16 protein-coding genes and 3 rRNA genes are annotated in these 22,060 nt (G+C 64.4%); 15 read left to right on the top strand and 4 right to left on the bottom strand.

Features of this window, described 5'->3' with window-relative positions; all coding sequences use genetic code 11:
* Positions 1–67: 67 nt before the first annotated feature.
* A complete protein-coding gene (locus LLS1_RS17405) occupies positions 68–970 on the bottom strand; it encodes a rhodanese-related sulfurtransferase (protein WP_226657519.1) in 903 nt (300 codons plus the stop codon).
* 170 nt (positions 971–1,140) lie between these two features.
* Between LLS1_RS17405 and LLS1_RS17400 the strand changes: the two genes are divergently transcribed.
* Complete coding sequence (locus LLS1_RS17400; RefSeq protein WP_223358918.1) at positions 1,141–1,920, top strand: polyprenol monophosphomannose synthase; 780 nt, start codon at positions 1,141–1,143, stop codon at positions 1,918–1,920.
* 23 nt (positions 1,921–1,943) lie between these two features.
* On the top strand, positions 1,944–2,477 hold the full coding sequence (locus LLS1_RS17395; RefSeq protein ID WP_226657517.1) for a YbhB/YbcL family Raf kinase inhibitor-like protein: 534 nt from the start codon (positions 1,944–1,946) through the stop codon (positions 2,475–2,477).
* 83 nt (positions 2,478–2,560) lie between these two features.
* On the opposite strand, the gene LLS1_RS17390 is transcribed toward LLS1_RS17395, so the two are convergent.
* Positions 2,561–3,196 (bottom strand): LysE family translocator, encoded by a 636-nt coding sequence (locus LLS1_RS17390; protein WP_226657516.1) that lies wholly within the window; start codon positions 3,194–3,196, stop codon positions 2,561–2,563.
* Positions 3,197–3,226: 30 nt separating this feature from the next.
* On the opposite strand from LLS1_RS17390, the gene LLS1_RS17385 reads away from it, so the two are divergent.
* Genes LLS1_RS17385 through LLS1_RS17375 form a run of 3 tightly spaced genes read left to right on the top strand, consistent with a single transcriptional unit; the run spans position 3,227 to position 6,869 of the window.
* On the top strand, positions 3,227–4,798 hold the full coding sequence (locus LLS1_RS17385; RefSeq protein WP_226657515.1) for an MmgE/PrpD family protein: 1,572 nt from the start codon (positions 3,227–3,229) through the stop codon (positions 4,796–4,798).
* Positions 4,798–5,697 carry a methylisocitrate lyase gene (gene prpB / locus LLS1_RS17380; protein WP_223358922.1) on the top strand — a complete coding sequence of 300 codons (900 nt, stop codon included), beginning with the start codon at positions 4,798–4,800 and terminating at the stop codon, positions 5,695–5,697. Before LLS1_RS17385 ends, prpB begins: the two co-directional genes overlap by 1 nt.
* A gap of 44 nt (positions 5,698–5,741) precedes the next feature.
* Entirely contained in the window at positions 5,742–6,869 is a 1,128-nt protein-coding gene (locus LLS1_RS17375) for a bifunctional 2-methylcitrate synthase/citrate synthase (protein ID WP_226657513.1), read from the top strand.
* Between the two features lie 61 nt (positions 6,870–6,930).
* On the opposite strand, the gene LLS1_RS17370 is transcribed toward LLS1_RS17375, so the two are convergent.
* Positions 6,931–8,118, bottom strand: coding sequence for an acetyl-CoA C-acetyltransferase (locus LLS1_RS17370; RefSeq protein WP_226657511.1), 1,188 nt, complete (start codon positions 8,116–8,118; stop codon positions 6,931–6,933).
* A 212-nt stretch (positions 8,119–8,330) separates the two neighbouring features.
* Between LLS1_RS17370 and LLS1_RS17365 the strand changes: the two genes are divergently transcribed.
* Positions 8,331–9,095, top strand: a complete 765-nt coding sequence (locus LLS1_RS17365) for a RadC family protein (RefSeq protein WP_223358925.1) — start codon at positions 8,331–8,333, stop codon at positions 9,093–9,095.
* Here LLS1_RS17365 and aspS read toward each other — a convergent pair.
* Complete coding sequence (gene aspS / locus LLS1_RS17360) at positions 9,025–10,353, bottom strand: aspartate--tRNA(Asn) ligase (protein WP_226657509.1); 1,329 nt, start codon at positions 10,351–10,353, stop codon at positions 9,025–9,027. The genes LLS1_RS17365 and aspS overlap by 71 nt on opposite strands.
* A gap of 106 nt (positions 10,354–10,459) precedes the next feature.
* On the opposite strand from aspS, the gene LLS1_RS17355 reads away from it, so the two are divergent.
* The 9 genes from LLS1_RS17355 to LLS1_RS17315 form a co-directional block, all read left to right on the top strand.
* Entirely contained in the window at positions 10,460–11,188 is a 729-nt protein-coding gene (locus LLS1_RS17355) for a histidine phosphatase family protein (protein ID WP_226657507.1), read from the top strand.
* The gene (locus LLS1_RS17350; RefSeq protein ID WP_223358928.1) at positions 11,188–11,811 is read left to right on the top strand and encodes a TlpA disulfide reductase family protein; all 624 of its coding nucleotides are present in this window, start codon (positions 11,188–11,190) and stop codon (positions 11,809–11,811) included. Before LLS1_RS17355 ends, LLS1_RS17350 begins: the two co-directional genes overlap by 1 nt.
* Position 11,812: 1 nt before the next feature.
* The gene (locus tag LLS1_RS17345) at positions 11,813–12,553 is read left to right on the top strand and encodes a cytochrome c biogenesis CcdA family protein (protein ID WP_223358929.1); all 741 of its coding nucleotides are present in this window, start codon (positions 11,813–11,815) and stop codon (positions 12,551–12,553) included.
* Entirely contained in the window at positions 12,537–14,162 is a 1,626-nt protein-coding gene (locus LLS1_RS17340; RefSeq protein WP_226657505.1) for a cytochrome c biogenesis protein ResB, read from the top strand. Before LLS1_RS17345 ends, LLS1_RS17340 begins: the two co-directional genes overlap by 17 nt.
* Before the next feature lie 9 nt (positions 14,163–14,171).
* Complete coding sequence (ccsB, locus tag LLS1_RS17335) at positions 14,172–15,242, top strand: c-type cytochrome biogenesis protein CcsB (RefSeq protein ID WP_226657503.1); 1,071 nt, start codon at positions 14,172–14,174, stop codon at positions 15,240–15,242.
* 736 nt (positions 15,243–15,978) lie between these two features.
* A 16S ribosomal RNA gene (locus LLS1_RS17330) occupies positions 15,979–17,502 on the top strand.
* 423 nt (positions 17,503–17,925) lie between these two features.
* Positions 17,926–21,038 (top strand): 23S ribosomal RNA (locus tag LLS1_RS17325).
* Between the two features lie 134 nt (positions 21,039–21,172).
* Positions 21,173–21,289 (top strand): 5S ribosomal RNA (gene rrf, locus LLS1_RS17320).
* The 16S, 23S and 5S rRNA genes sit together here, the layout of an rRNA operon.
* A 254-nt stretch (positions 21,290–21,543) precedes the next feature.
* On the top strand, positions 21,544–22,060 hold a 517-nt coding region (locus tag LLS1_RS17315; protein WP_374758287.1), incomplete at its 3' end, for a hypothetical protein.

Raw genomic sequence — 22,060 nt, 5'->3', positions numbered from 1 at the left:
CGAACGGGCCAGCAATGGTTCCCGCAGGTCGGTGGAGAACCCGTTCGCCGTCAGCGTTGGGGAGGAATCAGTGCCGGGGCGAGTCCGCCGCGTGCTCCGTGCACCGCAGCACGTCGCACGCCTCGCACGTCACCAGCTGTTCCCGGCACGAGACGTCGGCGCAGTTCCGCATCCGGCTCGTGGCCGCGCCGCATCCCGCGCACCGACCCACCACGGCGGGATGCTCGCCGAAGGTCACGGCTCCGCGCCCATCGAACACATAGAGCGACCCCTCCCAGAGCCCGCGGTCGCCGAACGTCTCGCCGTACCGCACGACACCCCCGTCGAGCTGATACACCTCCTGGAACCCGCGCGACTTCATCAGACCGGACAGCACCTCGCAGCGGATGCCGCCGGTGCAGTACGTGACGACCGGCTTGTCCTTGAGGTGGTCGTACGCGCCGCTCTCCAACTCGGCGACGAATTCGCGGGTGGTCGAGACGTCCGGGACGACCGCGCCGCGGAACCGCCCGATCTCGGCCTCGAAGCGGTTGCGTCCGTCGAAGAACACCACGTCGTCGCGCTCCTCGACCAGACGGTGCAGTTCGGCGGGCTGCAGGCGCTCGCCGCCTCCGACGACCCCCGACCCATCGACGCGCAGCTCGCCCGGCGCTCCGAAGGAGACGATCTCGTCGCGCACCTTGACCGACAGCCGCGGGAAATCGGTGCTGAAGCCGTCGTCGTCGAGCGGCGACCCCGCACTCCACTTGGCGTCGAGATCACGGAACCCGGCGAACTCGCGCGTCTTACGGAGATACCGCTTCATCGCGGCCAGCTCGCCGCCGACCGTCCCGTTGATGCCGTCCTTCGAGATCAGGATGCGTCCGCGCAGCCCGAGCAGCTCGCAGAGGTCGCGCTGCCACAACCGCACGGCCTCAGGGTCGGCCAGCGGAGTGAACGCGTAGTACAGCAGGATCTTCGGGACGGCCACCAGACGATGGTAGGCGACGGAAATGGGGCCGGGCCGTGCGCCCGCAGCGGCGCCAAGCTGCGAGGGCCGGAAGTTTCGTTCGCCATCTGTTCAGGCAGTTCGGGCAAGGTGGGAGTAGCCTCCCAGGCACCGTCCCGGGTGGGCACGCACGTCGGCAGAAAGGCGGTTCCTTGCGAACCCTCGTCATCATCCCCACCTACAACGAGCGGGAGAACGTCGGCCCCATCGTCGGACGCGTGCGCGCGTCCGCTCCGGATGTCGAGGTGCTCGTGGTGGATGACAACTCGCCGGACGGTACGGGCGAGATCGCCGATGCGCTGGCCGCGACGGACGCTCACGTGCACGTGCTGCACCGCACCGCGAAGGACGGTCTCGGCGCCGCCTATCGCGAGGGGATGGGATGGGCGCTCGCCGCCGGTTACGACCGCGTCGTCGAGATGGACGCCGACGGCTCGCACCGTCCGGAGGAACTGCCGCGGCTGCTGGAGGCCCTCCGCACCGAGGAGCCGGGAACAGGCGCCGATCTCGTACTGGGGTCCCGCTGGGTGCCCGGCGGAGGAGTTGTGAACTGGCCCGCACGCCGCCGGCTCCTCTCGCGCGGGGGCAGCGCTTACTCGCGGATCGCGCTCGGCGTCCCGGCACGCGACGTGACCGGAGGCTACCGTGCCTTCACCGCCGACGCACTGCGCCGCATCCACTTCGACGACGTCGCGAGCCAGGGCTACTGCTTCCAGATCGACATGCTGCGCCGCGCTTACCGCGCGGGCCTGTCGGTCGCGGAGGTTCCGATCACGTTCGTCGAGCGCGAGCACGGCGCCTCGAAGATGACGGGCGGGATCGTCGCGGAGGCCATGCTCCGTGTCACCGGCTGGGGCATCACCGGGCTGCCGGGCCGGCTCCGTCGGCGGCCCTCGCCGGTGCCCGTCTCCGAATCCGCCCAGCGCGTCTGACCGGGCGAGCGTAGGTTACGGGTATGACTTCGATCGATCCGTTCGAGCGCTTCGGCGCCGTGCCCCAGTTCACCCTCGAGAGCGACGACGTCGCCGACGGCCGCCCCCTCTCGCGTGCCCAGTGGGGGTCGGGAGGCGGCGGTGACAACGTGTCGCCCCAGCTCTCCTGGAGTGGATTCCCGGCCGAGACGAAGAGCTTCGCCGTAACCATCCACGACCCGGATGCCCCGACCGGTTCGGGCTTCTGGCACTGGGCCGTGTTCAACATCCCGGCGGAGGTGACCACGCTGGCGGCAGGCGCCGGGACGGAGGGCGGCGGGAGCCTGCCGCAGGGGGCGGCCATGCTCTCGAACGAACTCCGCTCGAAGAGCTTCACCGGAGCGGGACCCCCTCCCGGAACCGGAACCCACCACTACGACATCGTCGTGCACGCCTTGGATGTCGAGCGACTCGACCTCGACCCGGAGTCGACTCCCGCTGTGCTGGGCTTCAACGCGCACTTCCACACGCTGGCGCGAGCCGTGCTGACGCCGGTGGCGACTGCGGGCGACATCTGAGGCCGGCTCCCTGATCGGCGCTGCCGGCTTCCGGAGGGCCGCGTGCCGTCGGAGGGCCGGCAGCCCGGTCGACGCCCTCGGGCTCAGTGCTTGGTGCCGGTGAGGGCCAGGACCCCGCCGAGCCCGATCATCAGCACCCCGCCGGTGGCCCCGAGTCGCTCCACGCGCTTCGGCGAGCGCCCGAACCACTGACGCGCGGTCCCGGCGGCGAGCGCCCAGACGCTGTCGAACGTCAGCGCGAGCAGCAGGAAGACGACGCCGAGTTCGAACAGTTGCAGCGAGATGCCGCCTGCGCGGTAGTCGACGAACTGCGGGAGCACCGCCACGAAGAAGACGAGCGACTTCGGGTTGGTGAGCCCGACGAGGAATCCTTCGCCGACGATCCGCCACGCCGATCGGGACGGGTTCGCCTCGTGCGTCACGGCCGTGTGCCGCCGGTGCCGGATCGCCTGGATGCCGAGGTAGACGAGATAGCAGGCTCCCGCGACCTTGATCATCGTGAAGAGCACCAGCGACTGCGCGACGATCGCGCCGACCCCCAGCGCCACCGCGATCACGAGGGGCAGCATCCCGAGCGCGTTGCCGAGCACACTCAGGAGGCCGCCCGCTCGTCCGAGGGAGAGGGAGCGGCCGATGACGAAGAGCACGCTCGGCCCGGGAATCACGATGAGCGCCACCGAGGCCAGCGCGAACGCGAGCAGAGACGGCACGGAAACCATGAGCAGAGCGTAGCGAGGTAGGTTCGATACGTGAAGAACCACAACGTCCGTGTGCACCGCAGCGACGAGAACCTCGCCCGTCAGGACCAGCTCGCCTGGAAGATCGCGCAGGTCGCCGCCGACCCGGTCGAGGTCGACTCCGAGGTCGTCGACATGGTCATCAACCGCGTCATCGACAATGCGGCCGTCGCTGCGGCCTCTCTGACCCGCCGTCCGGTCGTGTCGGCCCGCTCGCAGGCGCTCGCGCATCCGTTGCCATCGCGTCAGCTCGACGAGATCGTCGCGGCCGTCGACCGCCCGCAGGACGGATCGACCGTCTTCGGCGAAGCCCCCGAGGTGCGGGTGTCGCCGGAGTGGGCCGCCTGGGCGAACGGCGTCGCCGTCCGCGAGCTCGATTATCACGACACCTTCCTCGCGGCCGAGTACTCGCACCCGGGCGACAACATCCCGCCGATCGTGGCCGTCGCTCAGCACGCCGCGCGCGCGTTCGGGCTCACCGGGCGCGATGTGGTGCGCGGAATCGCGACCGGTTATGAGATCCAGATCGATCTGGCGCGGGCGATCAGCCTCCACGCGCACAAGATCGATCACGTCGCGCACCTCGGTCCGTCGGCCGCAGCCGGCATCGGCACCCTGCTCACGCTGCCGCCGGAGGTCGTGTTCCAGGCGGTCGGGCAGGCGCTGCACACCACCACCGCCACCCGGCAGTCCCGCAAGGGCGAGATCTCCAGCTGGAAGGCCCACGCCCCGGCGTTCGCCGGCAAGATGGCCGTCGAGGCGATCGACCGGGCGATGCGCGGCGAGACGAGTCCGACCCCGATCTACGAGGGGGAGGACGGCGTGATCGCGTGGCTGCTCGATGGCCCGTCGGCCTCGTACGACGTGTCGCTGCCGGAGGCTGGTGAGGCCAAACGCGCCATCCTCGATTCGTACACCAAGGAGCACTCCGCCGAGTACCAGGCTCAGGCCTGGATCGACCTCGCGCGCAAGCTCCACCGCGAGCACCCGGAGGTGGCGGATCCCGAACGCGTCGAGAGCATCGTCATCCACACCTCGCACCACACGCATTTCGTGATCGGCTCGGGAGCGAACGACCCGCAGAAGTACGATCCGACGGCGTCGCGGGAGACTCTCGACCACAGCATCCCGTACATCTTCACCGTGGCCCTGCAGGACGGAGGCTGGCACCACGTGGAGTCGTACCTGCCGTCTCGCGCCGCCCGGCCCGATACGGTCGCGCTCTGGGGCAAGGTCACCACGACCGAGGATCCGGAATGGACCCGTCGCTATCACTCGACCGATCCCGCCGAGAAGGCATTCGGCGGACGGGTGGAGATCCGCCTCGTGGACGGTCGCGTCATCACGGACGAGATCGCCGTCGCCGACGCGCACCCGCTGGGTGCGCGTCCGTTCGCGCGAGCCGACTACGTGGCGAAGTTCCGCACTCTCGCCGATGGCATCCTGGAGGCCGCCGAGATCGAGCGCTTCCTGTCCGTCGCTGAGCGACTGCCTCACCTCACGGCCGCCGAGCTGGCCGGCCTGACCATCACGGCCGCTCCGGGGGTGCTCGACTCCGTTCCGGCTCCGAAGGGACTCTTCTGATGCTGTACTCCTCTCTTCCTGCTCACGAGAAGCGTGCGGCTTTCCGTGCCCGTCTCTCGTCGGGTGAGCTCGTCCGCATGCCCGGTGCCTTCAACCCCCTCAGCGCCCGCCTCATCGAGCGCAAAGGCTTCGAGGGTGTGTACATCTCGGGCGCCGTGCTCTCCGCCGATCTGGGGCTCCCCGACATCGGGCTGACCACTCTGACGGAGGTGGCCGGCCGTTCCGCCCAGATCGCCCGGATGACGGACCTTCCGGCGCTGGTCGATGCCGACACCGGCTTCGGTGAGCCCATGAACGTCGCCCGCACCGTCCAATCGTTGGAGGACGCCGGTGTCGCCGGTCTGCACATCGAGGACCAGGTGAACCCCAAGCGCTGCGGCCACCTCGACGGCAAGCAGGTGGTCGACGAGAACACCGCTCTCAAGCGCATCCGTGCCGCCGCCGATGCCCGCCGCGACCCCAACCTCCTCATCATGGCGCGCACGGACATCCGAGCCGTGGACGGCTTGGCTGCCGCGATCGACCGGGCGAAGGCCCTCGTCGACGCGGGTGCGGACGCCGTCTTCCCCGAGGCCATGGCGGATCTCTCCGAGTTCGAGGCCGTCCGCCGCGCCATCGATGTGCCGATGCTCGCCAACATGACCGAGTTCGGCAAGAGCGACCTCTTCACTGTCGACCAGCTCCGCGACGTCGGCGTGAACATCGTCATCTGGCCGGTGTCCCTCCTGCGTCTCGCGATGGGCGCCGCCGAGCGCGGTCTCGATCAGCTCCTCGATGGCGGGACGCTCGAGCCGATGCTGGGGGAGATGCAACATCGCGCCGACCTGTACGACCTGATTGACTACGAGGGATACAACGCGTTCGACACTTCGGTGTTCAATTTCGACGTGCGCCGCTGACCCACGAGGTCACGGCGCGTGGCAGCTGTAGCGAAGGAGCTCGCATGACCGATCCGCAGATCCACAAGGGTCTCGCCGGCGTGGTGGTGGACACCACGGCCGTCTCGTCCGTCAACCCGGAGACGAACTCCCTGCTGTACCGCGGGTATCCCGTGCAGGAGCTCGCCGCGCGCTGCTCCTTCGAGGAGGTCGCCTATCTCCTCTGGAACGGTGAGCTGCCCACTCCGGAGGAGCGCGAGGCGTTCAGCGCTCGGGAGCGCTCCCTCCGGCGTCTCGACGATCGCACCCGTCGTGCCCTCGACGACATCCCCGCGTCCGCGCATCCCATGGACGCTCTGCGCACTGCGGTCAGCCAGCTCGGCGGGCTGGACGACACCCTCCAGCAGACGGACGGCATCCTCGACCCGGATCTCAACTACGGCCGTGCCATCTACCTCCTCGCGCAGCTCCCCACCGTCGTCGCCTACATCCAGCGTCGCCGTCGTGGCCTCGAGGCCGTGGAGCCTCGCGAGGATCTCGACTACTCCCGCAACTTCTTGTGGCTGACCTTCGGCGAGGTCCCCGACGACGCGGTCGTCGATGCGTTCCGTGTCTCTCTGGTGCTCTACGCGGAGCACTCGTTCAATGCCTCCACCTTCACCGCCCGTGTGATCGCCTCCACTCTCTCCGACATCTATTCGGCCGTCACGGGTGCCATCGGCGCCCTCAAAGGCCCCCTGCACGGGGGCGCCAACGAGGCCGTCATGCACGCTTTCGACGAGATCGGCTCCGCTGAGCGCGCGGAGGCCTGGCTGGACTCCGCCCTCGCCGAGAAGCGCAAGATCATGGGCTTCGGCCACCGCGTCTACAAGAACGGCGATTCCCGGGTTCCCACCATGAAGGCTGCTCTCGAGTCCTTGGTCGAGCACTATGACCGCCCCGAGATGCTGGACCTCTATAACGCTCTCGAGTCCGCGATGGCGGACCGCAAGAACATCAAGCCCAACCTGGACTACCCCTCCGGCCCCGCATACAACCTCATGGGCTTCGACACCGACACGTTCACCCCCCTCTTCGCCGCCGCTCGCATCACCGGCTGGACCGCCCACATCTTCGAGCAGTACGCCGCCAACTCCCTGATCCGCCCCCTCTCCCTCTACAACGGCCCGGACGAGCGCCACCTGGACAGCTGACCCGGTGCGCGCCGGCCGGCCGGCACCTCTTGGCACCCGAGAAGCTCAGTGTCAGAGAAGCTCAGCGCCAGAGAAGCAGTGCGTCCCCCTGGCCGCCACCACCGCAGAGAGCGACGGCAGCCCGTCCCGTTCCACGCCGGGCGAGCTCGTGAGCAGCGTGGCCGGCCAATCTGGCGCCGGACGCACCGATGGGGTGGCCGAGGGCGATCGCGCCGCCGTGGATGTTCACCCGTTCGGCGTCTACGCCCAGGTCGGCCATCGACTGCAGGGCGACCGCGGCGAAGGCCTCGTTGATCTCGATGAGATCGAGGTCGTCGGTCGACCAGCCGGCTCGCGCGAGGGCGGCCTCGATCGCGTGCGACGGCTGCGAGTGGAGCGAGTTGTCCGGTCCGGCGACCTGGCCGCTCGCGCCGACGACGGCAAGCCAGTCGAGGCCGAGCCGTTCGGCGTTCCCGCGGGTCGTCAGTACGAGCGCCGCTGCTCCGTCACTGAGCGGTGAGGAGTTCCCCGCGGTCAGCGTGCCTCCCTCGGCGAAGCTGGGCTTCAGCCGCGCCAGCGCCTCGGGTGTCGACTCCGGCCGTACGCCCTCGTCGACGGTGACGACCAGCGGCTCCCCCTTGCGCTGCGGGATCGTGACCGGCGCGATCTCGTCCACGAAGACGTCGTTCGCGTGTGCTGCTCCCGCGCGCTGGTGCGAGGCAGCGGAGAAGGCGTCCTGCGCTTCTCTCGTCAGACCGAGCCGCTCCGTGTGGCGCTCGGTCGAGGCTCCCATCGAGATACCGTCGAAGGCGTCGGTCAGGCCGTCGTACGCGGCTGAATCCAGGGCTTCGATCGAGCCGTACGTCCATCCCGTCCGCGACCCGGGCAGGATGTGCGGCGCATTCGTCATCGATTCCTGGCCGCCCGCCACGACCACCGTCGCCTCCCCGGCGCGGATGATGCGTGCCGCGTCGATGACCGCTGCGAGGCCCGACAGGCACACTTTGTTGATCGTCGTGGCGGGGACGTCCCAGCCGATCCCCGCACTGATGGCCGTCTGTCGCGCCGGGTTCTGACCCGCGCCGGCTTGCAGCACTTGCCCGAAGATCACAGCGTCGATCGATCCAGCATCCACACCGCTCTGGGCGAGCGCTCGGGAGAGCGCGGTTGCGCCGAGCTGGACGGCGGTCTGCGACGCGAGTGCCCCCTTGATCTTGCCGAACGGGGTGCGCGCGGCCGACAGGATGACGACATCGTCAGGACTGGTCATGTTGGGTGCTCCTTCATCGCTGGGATGAGTCCATTGTGGCTCTGCAGCATCCACCGTTCGCGGGTCGCGAAGAATCCGTGGACAGATCGTCGTTCCACGGACCTGTGGAGAAAAAGCGTCAACGCTCTCCACAGGCTCGGCCTGATTTCGACTTCTCCACAGATTTCGCAGCGCTGCGCTGCTGTCGGCCGTCTGCTTCCTACCGTGGATGCATGTCGTCCGAAGCAGCTGAAGAGGAGGAGTCCCTTGCGAACGTCCCCACGCATGATCGACCGCGCGAGAGGATGCGTCGCCTCGGTGTCGGCGCCCTCACGGACGACGAGGTGCTCGCTCTCGTCCTCGGTTCCGGCCAGACCGGCAGAAGCGTCCGCGCGCTCGCACGGTCGATACTCCGACGCTCGGGAGGCTTCCCCGGACTCGCGACGATGGACTTCGCGCGACTCGAGACGTTGCCAGGGGTCGGCCCCGCCACAGCCGGCCGGCTCGTCGCGATCATCGAGATCTGGCGCCGTGCAGGCAGCTCGTCGGCATGGACGCGGCTGGTCGACGATCGGGCGATCGCCGAGATCGTGCGACCCGAGCTCCTGCATCGCGACAGTGAGCGATTCGTCGTGGTCATCGCGGATCGGGCTGCGCGCCCGCTCGAACTCGTCCTGCTCCGGGACGGCGGCGTTGACGACGCCAGCATTCAGCCTGCCGACGTGCTGCAATCGGTCCTCACCCGCGGTGGACGGTCCTTCGCGGTCGCGCACAACCATCCGTCGGGCTCGATCGATGCCTCGGTCGCCGACCTCGTCCTCACCCGAAGGCTGGATCAGGCCGCGGCGACCATCGGGCTCCGGTTTCTCGGGCACATCCTCGTCGCCGGCGACAGCTGGTCGGCTGTGGCCTCCAACGGCGCGTCGGCTACGGGGTCAGGCGGCTCGGTCCGCGGAACAGGTAGGTCGTCTCGCGCAGGTTCGAGAGGTGCAGCATGAGCATCAGGACGCGGGCCAGCCCCATTCCGAACCCACCGTGCGGCGGCACGCCGTAGCGGAAGAACGCCAGAACGTCCTCGAGCTCTTCGACGGAGAGCCCCTTCTCGCGGGCCTGCTGCTCGATCAGGTCGACGCGGTGCTCACGCTGCGCTCCGGTCGAGATCTCGACGCCGTTGAAGATGAGGTCGTAGCTCTTGGTGATCGTCTCGTCGTCCGGGTGACGCATGTGGTAGTACGGGCGGATGGTCGCCGCGTAGTCCGTCAGGAAGACGAACTCGTGACCGTAGGTCTCCTTGACGTACGCAGAGATCTGACGCTCGCCCTCGGGGTCCATGTCGTCGTCGTCGCGCGGGACCTCATAGCCCCGCGAGGCGACGATCCGCTTGGCCTCGGCGAGCGGGATGCGCGGGAACGGTGTCGCCGGGACGGTGACTTCGACGCCGAAGAGCGCCTCGATCTCCTCACCGTGCTTCTCCTTGACCGCGGTGAACCCGGCGACGAGGAGGTCCTCGTGCACCTTCATGACGTCCTCGTGGCTGTCGATCCAGCTGAGCTCGGTGTCGATGCTGGTGAACTCGGTCGCGTGACGGCTCGTGAAGCTCGGGTCTGCGCGGAAGGCCGGGCCGATCTCGAACACGCGGCCGAAGCCCGCGGCCTGGGCCATCTGCTTGAAGATCTGCGGGCTCTGCGCGAGATACGCCGTCGTCTCGAAATAGTCGAGTTCGAAGAGCTCGGCGCGCGACTCCGACGCGGAGGCCATCAGCTTCGGCGTGTGGATCTCGACGAAACCGTTCTCCACCCAGTACTGCCGCAGAGCATGCTCGAAGGTCGTCTGTACGCGGAAGATGAGGTTGTTCTTGGGCTCTCGCAGGTCGAGGAAGCGCCAATCCATGCGCTTGTCGATCCCGCTGTCCGTGGCGATCGGCGTCTCGGGGATTGCGGCCGTCTCGACGGTGAGGGAGCTGAGCTTGATCTCGATGCCGCCGAGCTTCACACGCTCGTCGTGCTTGAGCTCGCCGGTGGCGCGCACGAAGCTTCCCTGAGAAAGACCGGAGATAGTGGTCGCGGGCTCGTCGGCAACGACGGTCCCGTCCTCCGCCACGGTGCGAGGATTGACGAGCTGAACCGCTCCCGACTCGTCGCGCAGCACGACGAACTGCACCTTCTTCTGGTCGCGGACGGTCTCGACCCATCCGGCGACGCTGACGGGGCCGTCGGGGTGGGCGGCGAGGTCCTTGATCAAAACGCGTGCGGTCACGATCAGCAAGCCTACCGCCCGCGCATACCGCCCCGAGGCGGTCAGAGCGAGGGCTACGTGCCCGCGCTCAGTGAATTCAAGGGAAACGCCTCCGTAGACTGGCCTAGTGGTAGCAAGCCAAGTTCATCTCGTCCGTCACGGCGAGGTGTTCAATCCCGACGGCATCCTGTATGGCAGGCTGCCGGGCTTCGGCCTCTCCAAACTCGGTCATCGAATGGCGCAGGCCGCCGCCGACGAGATCGTCTCGCGAGGCCGTGCGGTCCTGTCCGTTCGCGTCTCGCCGCTGCAGCGCACGCGCGAGTCCGCAGCGCCGATCCTGTCTGCGGTGGGTCTCGATCCGACCATCGACGATCGGATCATCGAGCCCACGAACCACTTCGAGGGGACGGTCATGCGTCGTGCTCTCAAGAAGCCGCAGAACTGGCCATTCCTCGTCAACCCGCTGCGACCGAGCTGGGGCGAGGCCTACTCCAGCATCGAGAAGCGCATGCGCGCGGCCATCGACGAGGCGTTCGAATCCGTCGACGAGGGCGATGTCGTCCTCGTCAGCCATCAGCTGCCGATCTGGGTCGCGCACCTGTCCGTCGCTGGGGAGCGGTTCTGGCACGACCCGCGCACACGTCGATGCGCACTTTCCAGCATCACGACGTTCGAGCGCACGACGGCCCCGGCCGAGGCCGCGCCAAGAGAGTCGACCCTGTCCCGCGAAGGCGGCTTCGACGGCGCTCCCGAAGAGAAGGCTCAGGCCGCCCCCGCTGCCCGCCTCATCGAGGTCGGGTACGTCGAGCCGGCCGCCGATCTCCTCGCTTCGGCGACCGATGTGGGAGCCGTCTGATGCGCACCCCGAGTACCCGACCCTTCCGTCGCCGCCTCGCACTGGCGCTGCCGGCGGCCTTCGCTGCGACGGCCCTGCTGCTCAGCGGATGCACGGCCAACGACAGCCTCGCGCAGCAGTACCGATCCGGCAACGGGCAGAACTACATCGCCGGAGACGGCACCGTCAGCGAGTTCGCCGCGGACAATCGAGGTGCCGCCGTCGACTTCACAGGGACGCTCACCGACGGCACCCCGGTCTCCTCGAAGGATTACGCCGGCGACGTCCTCGTCGTGAACTTCTGGTACGCGGGCTGCCCGCCCTGTCGTGTCGAGGCTCCGGACCTCGAGGCGCTCTACCAGAAGTACAAGGCGGAGGGCGTCGGATTCCTCGGCGTCAACCTCTACGACTCGGCGAGTACGGCGGAGAGCTTCGAGAAGGACAAGGGCGTCACGTACCCGTCGGTCCTGGACCGGGACACCGGCTCCGTACTGCTGGCCTTCAGTAAGACCGTCCCACCGAAGGCCACGCCGACCACCCTCGTCATCGACAAGAAGGGACGCGTCTCCGCGCGCATCCTCGGCGCCCTGCCCGACCGGAGCATCCTCGATTCGCTGATCTCCGACGCCGTGGCCGAGAACTGACGTGGGCGGCATCGGACAGATCGTCTTCAGCGGCCAGCTGGTGCTGGCACTGCCGATCGCGCTGCTCGCGGGCCTCGTTTCGTTCGCATCGCCCTGTGTGCTGCCGCTCGTGCCCGGCTATCTCGCTTATGTCGGCGGGATGAGCGATCCGGGTGCGAAGCGTGATCGCTCGAGAGTGGTCACCGGGGTCGCGCTCTTCATCCTCGGGTTCGCGGTGGTGTTCATCGCCTATGGTGCCGCGTTCGGTGCGCTGGGACTGTGGCTCGTGCGCTGGCAGGAGATGGTGATCCGCGTCCTCGGCGTGCTCGTCATCATCATGGGCCTCGTCTTCATCGGCCAGTTCTCCTTCCTCCAGCGGACCATCAAGCCGGGATGGCGACCGGCGACCGGGCTCATCGGAGCACCCCTGCTCGGCATCGTCTTCGGCCTCGGCTGGACGCCGTGCATCGGCCCGACGCTCGCGGCCATCAGCGCTCTCAGCGTCGGCACGGGCTCGCCGTGGCGCGGAGCGCTCCTCGGGCTCTTCTATTGCATCGGCCTGGGCATCCCCTTCCTGCTCGTCGCACTCGGCTTCGACTGGGTCGCGGGATCCGTGGCCTTCATCAAGCGGCACATCCGCACCATCAACATCATCGGCGGCGTGCTGCTGGTGATCATCGGCATCCTGATGGCCTCGGGTCTGTGGAGCGCCATCATGTCCCAGTTCTTGGCGGTGATCCAGGGCTTTGAGCCGGCCATCTGACCACATCGACTCCGCGCCTCCGCATGTCGACCCGGACGTGGTCCAGCCGAAGCTGGGCCCTCTCGGCTGGCTGCGCTGGTTCTGGCGGCAGCTCACGAGCATGCGCACGGCGCTGTTCCTCTTGCTGCTGCTCGCCATCGCCGCCGTACCCGGATCCCTCGTGCCGCAGCGGAGCTCCGACCCCAATGGCGTCACCCAGTACTTCACCGACAACCCGCAGCTCGCGCCGGTGCTGGACAAGCTGCAGTTCTTCGACGTCTACACGTCCGCGTGGTTCTCCGCGATCTACCTGCTGCTGTTCGCGTCGCTCATCGGCTGCATCATCCCGCGCACCAAGCACCACTTCCAGGCGATGCGGGCCAAGCCGCCGAGGACCCCGGTTCGCCTCACCCGCATGGCGGGCTTCCAAGCGCGAATCCTGCCGGCCGAACTGCGCTCCACCGCTTCCGACCCGATCGCGGAGGCGCAGGAGGTCCTGAAGAAGGCCCGCTACCGCACCGCGATCTACGAGAATGCCCGGTCGATCTCCGTCTCGGCGGAACGCGGCTATCTGCGCGAGTCCGGCAATCTCGTCTTCCACATCGCCCTGCTCGGCGTCCTCGTCGCGATCGGCGTGGGCGGCGGGTTCGGCTACACCGGGCAGAAGGTCGTCGTCGAGGGGCAGAGCTTCGTCAACAGCCTGCCCTCGTACAACTCGTTCAATCCCGGCCGCTTCTTCAGCGATTCGGCGCTCGCCCCGTTCTCGATCCGCGTCGACAAGCTCGACGTCTCGTACGAGACGAAGAACCAGAATGCGGTCGGCACTCCGCTCGACTACACCGCCCACGTGACGACGACCGGGCCGGGAGACACGAGCCAGAGCACGACCATCAAGGTGAACGAGCCGCTGGCGATCGGCGGGACGAACGTCTACCTGCTCGGCAACGGCTACGCCCCGACGATCACCGTGCGCGACACCAAGGGGAACGTCGTCTTCTCCGATTCGGTGCCCTTCCTGCCGCAGGATGCGCGTCTCACCTCGCTCGGCTTCATCAAGGTCCCGGACGGGCTCAAGCAGCAGCTCGGGATGATCGGGTTCTTCTATCCGACGGTCGGCGCCAGCCAGACCGCGAGTGGCGCTCTGACCTCGACGTTCCCCGGTCTGAACGACCCGGTGTTGAGCCTGAACGTCTACGTCGGAGACCTCGGGGTGGACAGCGGGGTCCCGCAGTCCGTCTACAGCCTCAACACCGACAAGCTCACGCAGCTCGCTGGACCGCCGACCAAGACCGAGGCGCTCAAGCTCAAGCCGGGAGAGACGGTGGACCTCCCGAACGGACTCGGCACCATCTCCCTCGACAATGTGAAGCGCTACGCCTCGCTCGACGTGCACCACGACCCCGCGCAGGGATGGGTGCTCGCCTTTGCCGTGCTCATCTTCGCCGGACTCCTCACGGCCCTGTTCGTGCCGCGACGGCGTATCTGGGTGAAAGCGGTCGAGAACGAGGACGGTTCGCTGACGCTGGAGTACGCTGGCCTCGCACGTGGCGAGGACCCCAACCTGATCGCCGCCGTCTCGGCTGTCGCCGAGGAGCACGCGGCTGCCCTCACCCGACCACAGAAGAATTAGGCTTTCACCGTGACCGAGACCCTGTCCCAGCTCTCCACCGTGTTCATCTACGCGGCGATGGGGGTCTATGCCGCCGCGTTCATAGCGTTCGCACTCGATTTGGCCCGGCGGGGGGCACGCGTGACGGCCGTGGAGGCCGCATCGGTACCGAGCGCAGTGGCTCGGAGGACGGCGGTCCCCGCACAGGTCGGCGCCCCGTCCACGATCCTCGCGGCCGGTGGCGGGTCCTCCGAGGGCGACGCCCCACCGAGTTCGGCGCTCGGTCGGCTGTCGACGAGGATCAGCTCGCGCATCGAGGACGACGTGATGAACGGCTCTGTGTCGTCCGCGTCGATCCGCTGGGCGTTCGTCCTCACGATCATCGGCTTCGGGTTCCACCTCGTGGCGACCGTGCTCCGCGGTATCGCGGCCGGACGGGTTCCGTGGGCGAACATGTGGGAGTTCTCGATGACGGGGACACTCGTCATCATCGGCGTATTCCTCGTCGCCAACCTCAAGTGGGACATCAAGTACCTGGGGACGTTCATCCTCGGACTGGTGCTGGTGCTCCAGGGCATCGCGCTCCTGCGTTACTACGTCCCGGTGGTCCCTTTGCAGCCGGCGCTCCAGTCGTACTGGCTGGTCATCCACATCATCGTGGCCGTGCTCGGTACGGCTTTCTTCGCTCTCGGCTTCGCCCTCTCCGGACTCCAGCTGCTGCAGTACCGCCGTGAACGTCAGATCGTGGAGTCCCGGCCGCAGCAGTTCCGGTTCCTCGGCACCCTTCCGAGCTCGGTCGCCCTTGAGAACCTCGCGTACCGGATCAACATCGTCGGCTTCATCGCCTGGACCTTCACGCTCATCGCGGGAGCGATCTGGGCCGAGAAGGCGTGGGGGCGTTACTGGGGTTGGGACACGAAGGAAGTCTGGACGTTCATCATCTGGGTGATCTACGCCGGGTACATCCACGCCCGCGCCACCCGCGGATGGCGTGGATCGCGCTCGGCCTGGCTGGCGATCATCGGCTTCGCCGCTGTGCTCTTCAACTTCGGAGTCGTCAACGTCTTCTTCAAGGGGCTGCACGCGTACTCGGGTCTGTGACCCGAGTGTCCACCTCTCGAGCAGAGCGCCGGTCGGAATCCTCCCCAGGAATCCGGCCGGCGCTCTCGTTCTAGGGCGTAGAGGACCGCCTCCGCCAGACGGGTATCCCGATCCGTCACGGCCGGCGACGAGGTGGTGAAACCGCGGAATCACGCGGAAGTCAAGCACGACACGCCCGGGATGTCGGCGAGATTTGCACGCTCCCAGGACCCTGCGTAAAGTACTTACTTGTCACCCCAAAGGTGCGGGAGAGCGGAAGAGCTCCCCGGCCTCAAGCGGGACCAAATCCTAAGCCTAGCGGCAAATCTGAGCTTGAAAGAGTTCCTTTGTTGCGCTTAGGATTAACACCCCACTCACTGAGCAGGTCTAACCGGTTCGGTTCGTGTGAATCGGATGTATCCCACGATGGATGAACGAAAGAGCGCGAAACGGCCGACTTGACAAACTGACTGAGAGTGGTAAGGTAGAGAAGTTGCCTCACAGAGCAGCCCGAGAGGGTGAAAGGTGAGAGCGTCCGATCCTTGAGAACTCAACAGCGTGCACAATGTCAAATGCCAAACAACCTCGGCATTGACTCGAAGACTCCGGTCTGACGGTTGATGCGAGATTCCTTTGGATTAGAAACAGAATGTCAGTAGATATTCGAAACTAGTCAAGACAAACTCGCAGCGCGAAGACACATTTCCTGTCCAGCCTGCACTATGTTTCCAGTCGCTTGCGACTTGGAGCTAAACATTTTACGGAGAGTTTGATCCTGGCTCAGGACGAACGCTGGCGGCGTGCTTAACACATGCAAGTCGAACGATGAACCAGGAGCTTGCTCTTGGGGATTAGTGGCGAACGGGTGAGTAACACGTGAGTAACCTGCCCTTGACTCTGGGATAACCTCCGGAAACGGAAGCTAATACCGGATACGAACTGCGGAGGCATCTCCAGCAGTTGGAAAGAACTTCGGTCAAGGATGGACTCGCGGCCTATCAGGTAGTTGGTGAGGTAACGGCCCACCAAGCCTACGACGGGTAGCCGGCCTGAGAGGGTGACCGGCCACACTGGGACTGAGACACGGCCCAGACTCCTACGGGAGGCAGCAGTGGGGAATATTGCACAATGGGCGCAAGCCTGATGCAGCAACGCCGCGTGAGGGATGACGGCCTTCGGGTTGTAAACCTCTTTTAGTAGGGAAGAAGCGAAAGTGACGGTACCTGCAGAAAAAGCACCGGCTAACTACGTGCCAGCAGCCGCGGTAATACGTAGGGTGCGAGCGTTGTCCGGAATTATTGGGCGTAAAGAGCTCGTAGGCGGTCTGTCGCGTCTGCTGTGAAAACCCGAGGCTCAACCTCGGGCCTGCAGTGGGTACGGGCAGACTAGAGTGCGGTAGGGGAGAATGGAATTCCTGGTGTAGCGGTGGAATGCGCAGATATCAGGAGGAACACCGATGGCGAAGGCAGTTCTCTGGGCCGTAACTGACGCTGAGGAGCGAAAGCGTGGGGAGCGAACAGGATTAGATACCCTGGTAGTCCACGCCGTAAACGTTGGGCGCTAGATGTGGGGACCATTCCACGGTTTCCGTGTCGCAGCTAACGCATTAAGCGCCCCGCCTGGGGAGTACGGCCGCAAGGCTAAAACTCAAAGGAATTGACGGGGGCCCGCACAAGCGGCGGAGCATGCGGATTAATTCGATGCAACGCGAAGAACCTTACCAAGGCTTGACATACACGAGAACGGGCCAGAAATGGTCAACTCTTTGGACACTCGTGAACAGGTGGTGCATGGTTGTCGTCAGCTCGTGTCGTGAGATGTTGGGTTAAGTCCCGCAACGAGCGCAACCCTCGTTCTATGTTGCCAGCACGTAATGGTGGGAACTCATAGGAGACTGCCGGGGTCAACTCGGAGGAAGGTGGGGATGACGTCAAATCATCATGCCCCTTATGTCTTGGGCTTCACGCATGCTACAATGGCCGGTACAAAGGGCTGCAATACCGCAAGGTGGAGCGAATCCCAAAAAGCCGGTCTCAGTTCGGATTGAGGTCTGCAACTCGACCTCATGAAGTCGGAGTCGCTAGTAATCGCAGATCAGCAACGCTGCGGTGAATACGTTCCCGGGCCTTGTACACACCGCCCGTCAAGTCATGAAAGTCGGTAACACCCGAAGCCGGTGGCCCAACCCTTGTGGAGGGAGCCGTCGAAGGTGGGATCGGTGATTAGGACTAAGTCGTAACAAGGTAGCCGTACCGGAAGGTGCGGCTGGATCACCTCCTTTCTAAGGAGCATCTGGCACCCTCGGGTGTCCAGGCGCCGGATCTGAGCGAACGTCTCAGCCGGTTAGCTCATGGGTGGAACATTGACATTGGTGCGGAGCCGAACGGCTCGAACTCAGTACGCCTCCTCGGAGGAAGGAACGGTTCGGATCACTAGGCGCCGCACATGCACGCTGTTGGGTCCTGAGGGACCGGGCCTCATCGGATGATGAGAACTGGACCTCTGGACCTTTTCTTGTCGGCATCACTTGCCGAGCGGAGAAGGTACCGCCCGTACTTTGAGAACTACACAGTGGACGCGAGCATCTTAGATTCGAGCCTTCGGGTTCGGATCACAAAAGATGATCTGATTTATTAGATCATTGGTCAATCTGTGTCGAACCTGCTTCGGTAGGTACGACGCCGATCGATTCAAACTCATGTGATTTCAAATTTCTAAGAGCAAACGGTGGATGCCTTGGCATCTGGAGCCGAAGAAGGACGTAGTAATCTGCGATAAGCCTCGGGGAGCTGATAAACGAGCTTTGATCCGAGGATCTCCGAATGGGGAAACCCCGCTGGGCCCTTTGGGTGACCCAGTGACTCCCGCCTGAATATATAGGGCGGGTAGAGGGAACGTGGGGAAGTGAAACATCTCAGTACCCACAGGAAGAGAAAGCAAAAGCGATTCCGTTAGTAGTGGCGAGCGAAACCGGAAGAGGCTAAACCGATCATGTGTGATAGCCGGCAGGCGTTGCATGGTCGGGGTTGCGGGACTTTTCTGCTGCTTCTGCCGAACAGCAAGCGTTACAGAGGATCATAGGTGAATGGCATTGAAAGGCCAGTCATAGAGGGTGCCAACCCCGTAACCGAAATGGTCCAATGGCGCGAAGAGTATCCCAAGTAGCACGGGGCCCGAGAAATCCCGTGTGAATCTGTCAGGACCACCTGATAAGCCTAAATACTCCCAGATGACCGATAGCGGACAAGTACCGTGAGGGAAAGGTGAAAAGTACCCCGGGAGGGGAGTGAAATAGTACCTGAAACCGTTTGCTTACAAACCGTTGGAGCCTCCTTGTAGGGGTGACAGCGTGCCTTTTGAAGAATGAGCCTGCGAGTTAGCGATATGTGGCGAGGTTAACCCGTGAGGGGTAGCCGTAGCGAAAGCGAGTCTGAATAGGGCGATTCAGTCGCATGTCCTAGACCCGAAGCGAAGTGATCTATCCATGGCCAGGTTGAAGCGACGGTAAGACGTCGTGGAGGACCGAACCCACTTAGGTTGAAAACTGAGGGGATGAGCTGTGGATAGGGGTGAAAGGCCAATCAAACTTCGTGATAGCTGGTTCTCTCCGAAATGCATTTAGGTGCAGCGTTGCGTGTTTCTTGCCGGAGGTAGAGCTACTGGATGGCCGATGGGCCCCAAAAGGTTACTGACGTCAGCCAAACTCCGAATGCCGGTAAGTGAGAGCGCAGCAGTGAGACGGTGGGGGATAAGCTTCATCGTCGAGAGGGAAACAACCCAGACCACCAACTAAGGTCCCTAAGCGCGTGCTAAGTGGGAAAGGATGTGGAGTTGCACAGACAACCAGGAGGTTGGCTTAGAAGCAGCCACCCTTGAAAGAGTGCGTAATAGCTCACTGGTCAAGTGATTCCGCGCCGACAATGTAACGGGGCTCAAGCACGCCACCGAAGTTGTGGCATTGACATTATTGGTAGGCCTTCGTGGTCCAGCCGTGTTGATGGGTAGGAGAGCGTCGTGTGGCGAGTGAAGCGGCGGTGTAAACCAGCCGTGGACGCCACACGAGTGAGAATGCAGGCATGAGTAGCGAAAGACGGGTGAGAAACCCGTCCTCCGAAAGACCAAGGGTTCCAGGGCCAGGCTAATCCGCCCTGGGTAAGTCGGGACCTAAGGCGAGGCCGACAGGCGTAGTCGATGGACAACGGGTTGATATTCCCGTACCGGCGAAGAACCGCCCAAGCTAATCCAGTGGTGCTAAGAGTCCTAATCCAGGTGACTGATCCCTTCGGGGTGACGCTCCTGGCCTAACGCTCGACCCCATGCTGGTGCGGCTAGCGTATTAACAGGTGTGACGCAGGAAGGTAGCTGTACCGGGCGATGGTTGTCCCGGGGCAAGGATGTAGGGCAAGAGATAGGCAAATCCGTCTCTTATATAGCCTGAGATCTTACGCATAGCCGTCAAGGCGAATTCAGTGATCCTATGCTGCCGAGAAAAGCATCGACGCGAGGTTCCAGCCGCCCGTACCCCAAACCGACTCAGGTGGTCAGGTAGAGAATACCAAGGAGATCGAGAGAATCGTGGTTAAGGAACTCGGCAAAATGCCCCCGTAACTTCGGGAGAAGGGGGGCCTGAGGCGTGAAGGGACTTGCTCCTGGAGCGTTTGAAGGCCGCAGAGACCAGTGGGAAGCGACTGTTTACTAAAAACACAGGTCCGTGCCAAGTCGCAAGACGATGTATACGGACTGACGCCTGCCCGGTGCTGGAAGGTTAAGAGGAAGGGTTAGCTTCGGCGAAGCTCAGAATTTAAGCCCCAGTAAACGGCGGTGGTAACTATAACCATCCTAAGGTAGCGAAATTCCTTGTCGGGTAAGTTCCGACCTGCACGAATGGCGTAACGACTTCCCAGCTGTCTCAACCGCGAACTCGGCGAAATTGCACTACGAGTAAAGATGCTCGTTACGCGCAGCAGGACGGAAAGACCCCGTGACCTTTACTATAGTTTGGTATTGGTGTTCGGTGTGGCTTGTGTAGGATAGGTGGGAGACTTTGAAGCGGGCACGCCAGTGTTCGTGGAGTCATTGTTGAAATACCACTCTGGTCACTCTGGATATCTAACTTAGAACCGTAATCCGGTTCAGGGACAGTGCCTGATGGGTAGTTTAACTGGGGCGGTTGCCTCCCAAAAAGTAACGGAGGCGCCCAAAGGTTCCCTCAACCTGGTTGGCAATCAGGTGTCGAGTGTAAGTGCACAAGGGAGCTTGACTGTGAGACTGACAAGTCGAGCAGGGACGAAAGTCGGGACTAGTGATCCGGCAGTGGCTTGTGGAAGCGCTGTCGCTCAACGGATAAAAGGTACCTCGGGGATAACAGGCTGATCTTGCCCAAGAGTCCATATCGACGGCATGGTTTGGCACCTCGATGTCGGCTCGTCGCATCCTGGGGCTGGAGTAGGTCCCAAGGGTTGGGCTGTTCGCCCATTAAAGCGGTACGCGAGCTGGGTTTAGAACGTCGTGAGACAGTTCGGTCCCTATCCGCTGCGCGCGCAGGAAATTTGAGAGGATCTGACCCTAGTACGAGAGGACCGGGTTGGACGAACCTCTGGTGTGTCAGTTGTTCCGCCAGGAGCACCGCTGATTAGCTACGTTCGGGATGGATAACCGCTGAAAGCATCTAAGCGGGAAGCCGGCCTCAAGATGAGATTTCCATGCCTTCGGGCGAGAGGCTCCCAGCTAGACTACTGGGTTGATAGGCCGGATGTGGAAGTGGGGACTAAAGACCCATGGAGCTGACCGGTACTAATAAGCCGATAATTTGATAATCACTATTCTCATGCTGTTGTAAGGCTGGCATGAGGAGCCAAGATTGCTTGCGTCCACTATGTGGTTCTCGATGTACGGTCGAGAACTGAAACAATCGTGATGATTGTTCGTTCACTTTGATACATCAATAGTGTTTCGGCGGCCATAGCGAGAGGGAAACGCCCGGTTACATTCCGAACCCGGAAGCTAAGACTCTCTGCGCCGATGGTACTGCAGGGGGGACCCTGTGGGAGAGTAGGACACCGCCGGACTTCTTTGTGAGATGGCCACCCAGTGATGGGTGGCCATTTCGCGTTAACAGGTCCATTTTCCGCGCTCGCAGATCCGCGCGTGAACACCCAACGTAGGCTGGGTCCGAGAGCCCGCCATCCGACAGGAGACGTCGTGAGCGACACACCAGACGACAAGGAGCCCCGCTCGAAGAGCCGCGACGGCGAACGAGGCGACGGCTCTCGAGGCGGCAAACGTCGCGGATCGGGCCAGGGCGGGCGAGGCGCTCCCGGCAATGGTCAGGGCGGCCGAGCTGCCGGCGACCGTGGCGGGTATTCGCGCGACGGACAGCGTTCTGGTGGCGGTCGTTCCGGGGGTGGCTATTCGCGTGATGGTCAGCGTTCCGGTGGTAACCGTTCCGGGGGTGGCTTCTCGCGTGATGGTCAGCGTTCCGGTGGTGACCGTGGCGGCTTCTCGCGTGATGGTCAGCGTTCCGGCGGTGACCGTGGCGGCTTCTCGCGTGATGGTCAGCGTTCCGGTGGTAACCGTTCCGGGGGTGGCTATTCGCGTGATGGTCAGCGTTCCGGTGGTAACCGTTCCGGGGGTGGCTATTCGCGTGATGGTCAACGTTCCGGCGGCGGGTACTCGCGTGATGGTCAGCGTTCCGGTGGTGACCGTTCCGGCGGCGGGTACTCGCGTGATGGTCAGCGTTCCGGTGGTGACCGTTCCGGCGGTGGCTATTCGCGTGATGGTCAGCGTTCCGGTGGTGACCGTTCCGGCGGTGGCTATTCGCGTGATGGTCAGCGTTCCGG

The sequence above is a fragment of the Leifsonia sp. LS1 genome (assembly GCF_020521355.1).
Lineage (GTDB): Bacteria > Actinomycetota > Actinomycetes > Actinomycetales > Microbacteriaceae > Leifsonia.
This window is presented reverse-complemented; position numbering and strand designations above follow the sequence as displayed.

Bases quoted from the DNA above. Each gene is read 5' to 3' on its own strand.
- LLS1_RS17375 (WP_226657513.1), top strand. From the start codon at position 5,742: ATGACCGATCCGCAGATCCACAAGGGTCTCGCCGGCGTGGTGGTGGAC.
- prpB (WP_223358922.1), top strand. From the start codon at position 4,798: ATGCTGTACTCCTCTCTTCCTGCTCACGAGAAGCGTGCGGCTTTCCGT.
- LLS1_RS17365 (WP_223358925.1), top strand. From the start codon at position 8,331: ATGTCGTCCGAAGCAGCTGAAGAGGAGGAGTCCCTTGCGAACGTCCCC.
- LLS1_RS17350 (WP_223358928.1), top strand. From the start codon at position 11,188: ATGCGCACCCCGAGTACCCGACCCTTCCGTCGCCGCCTCGCACTGGCG.
- LLS1_RS17390 (WP_226657516.1), bottom strand. From the start codon at position 3,196: ATGGTTTCCGTGCCGTCTCTGCTCGCGTTCGCGCTGGCCTCGGTGGCG.
- LLS1_RS17370 (WP_226657511.1), bottom strand. From the start codon at position 8,118: ATGACCAGTCCTGACGATGTCGTCATCCTGTCGGCCGCGCGCACCCCG.
- LLS1_RS17395 (WP_226657517.1), top strand. From the start codon at position 1,944: ATGACTTCGATCGATCCGTTCGAGCGCTTCGGCGCCGTGCCCCAGTTC.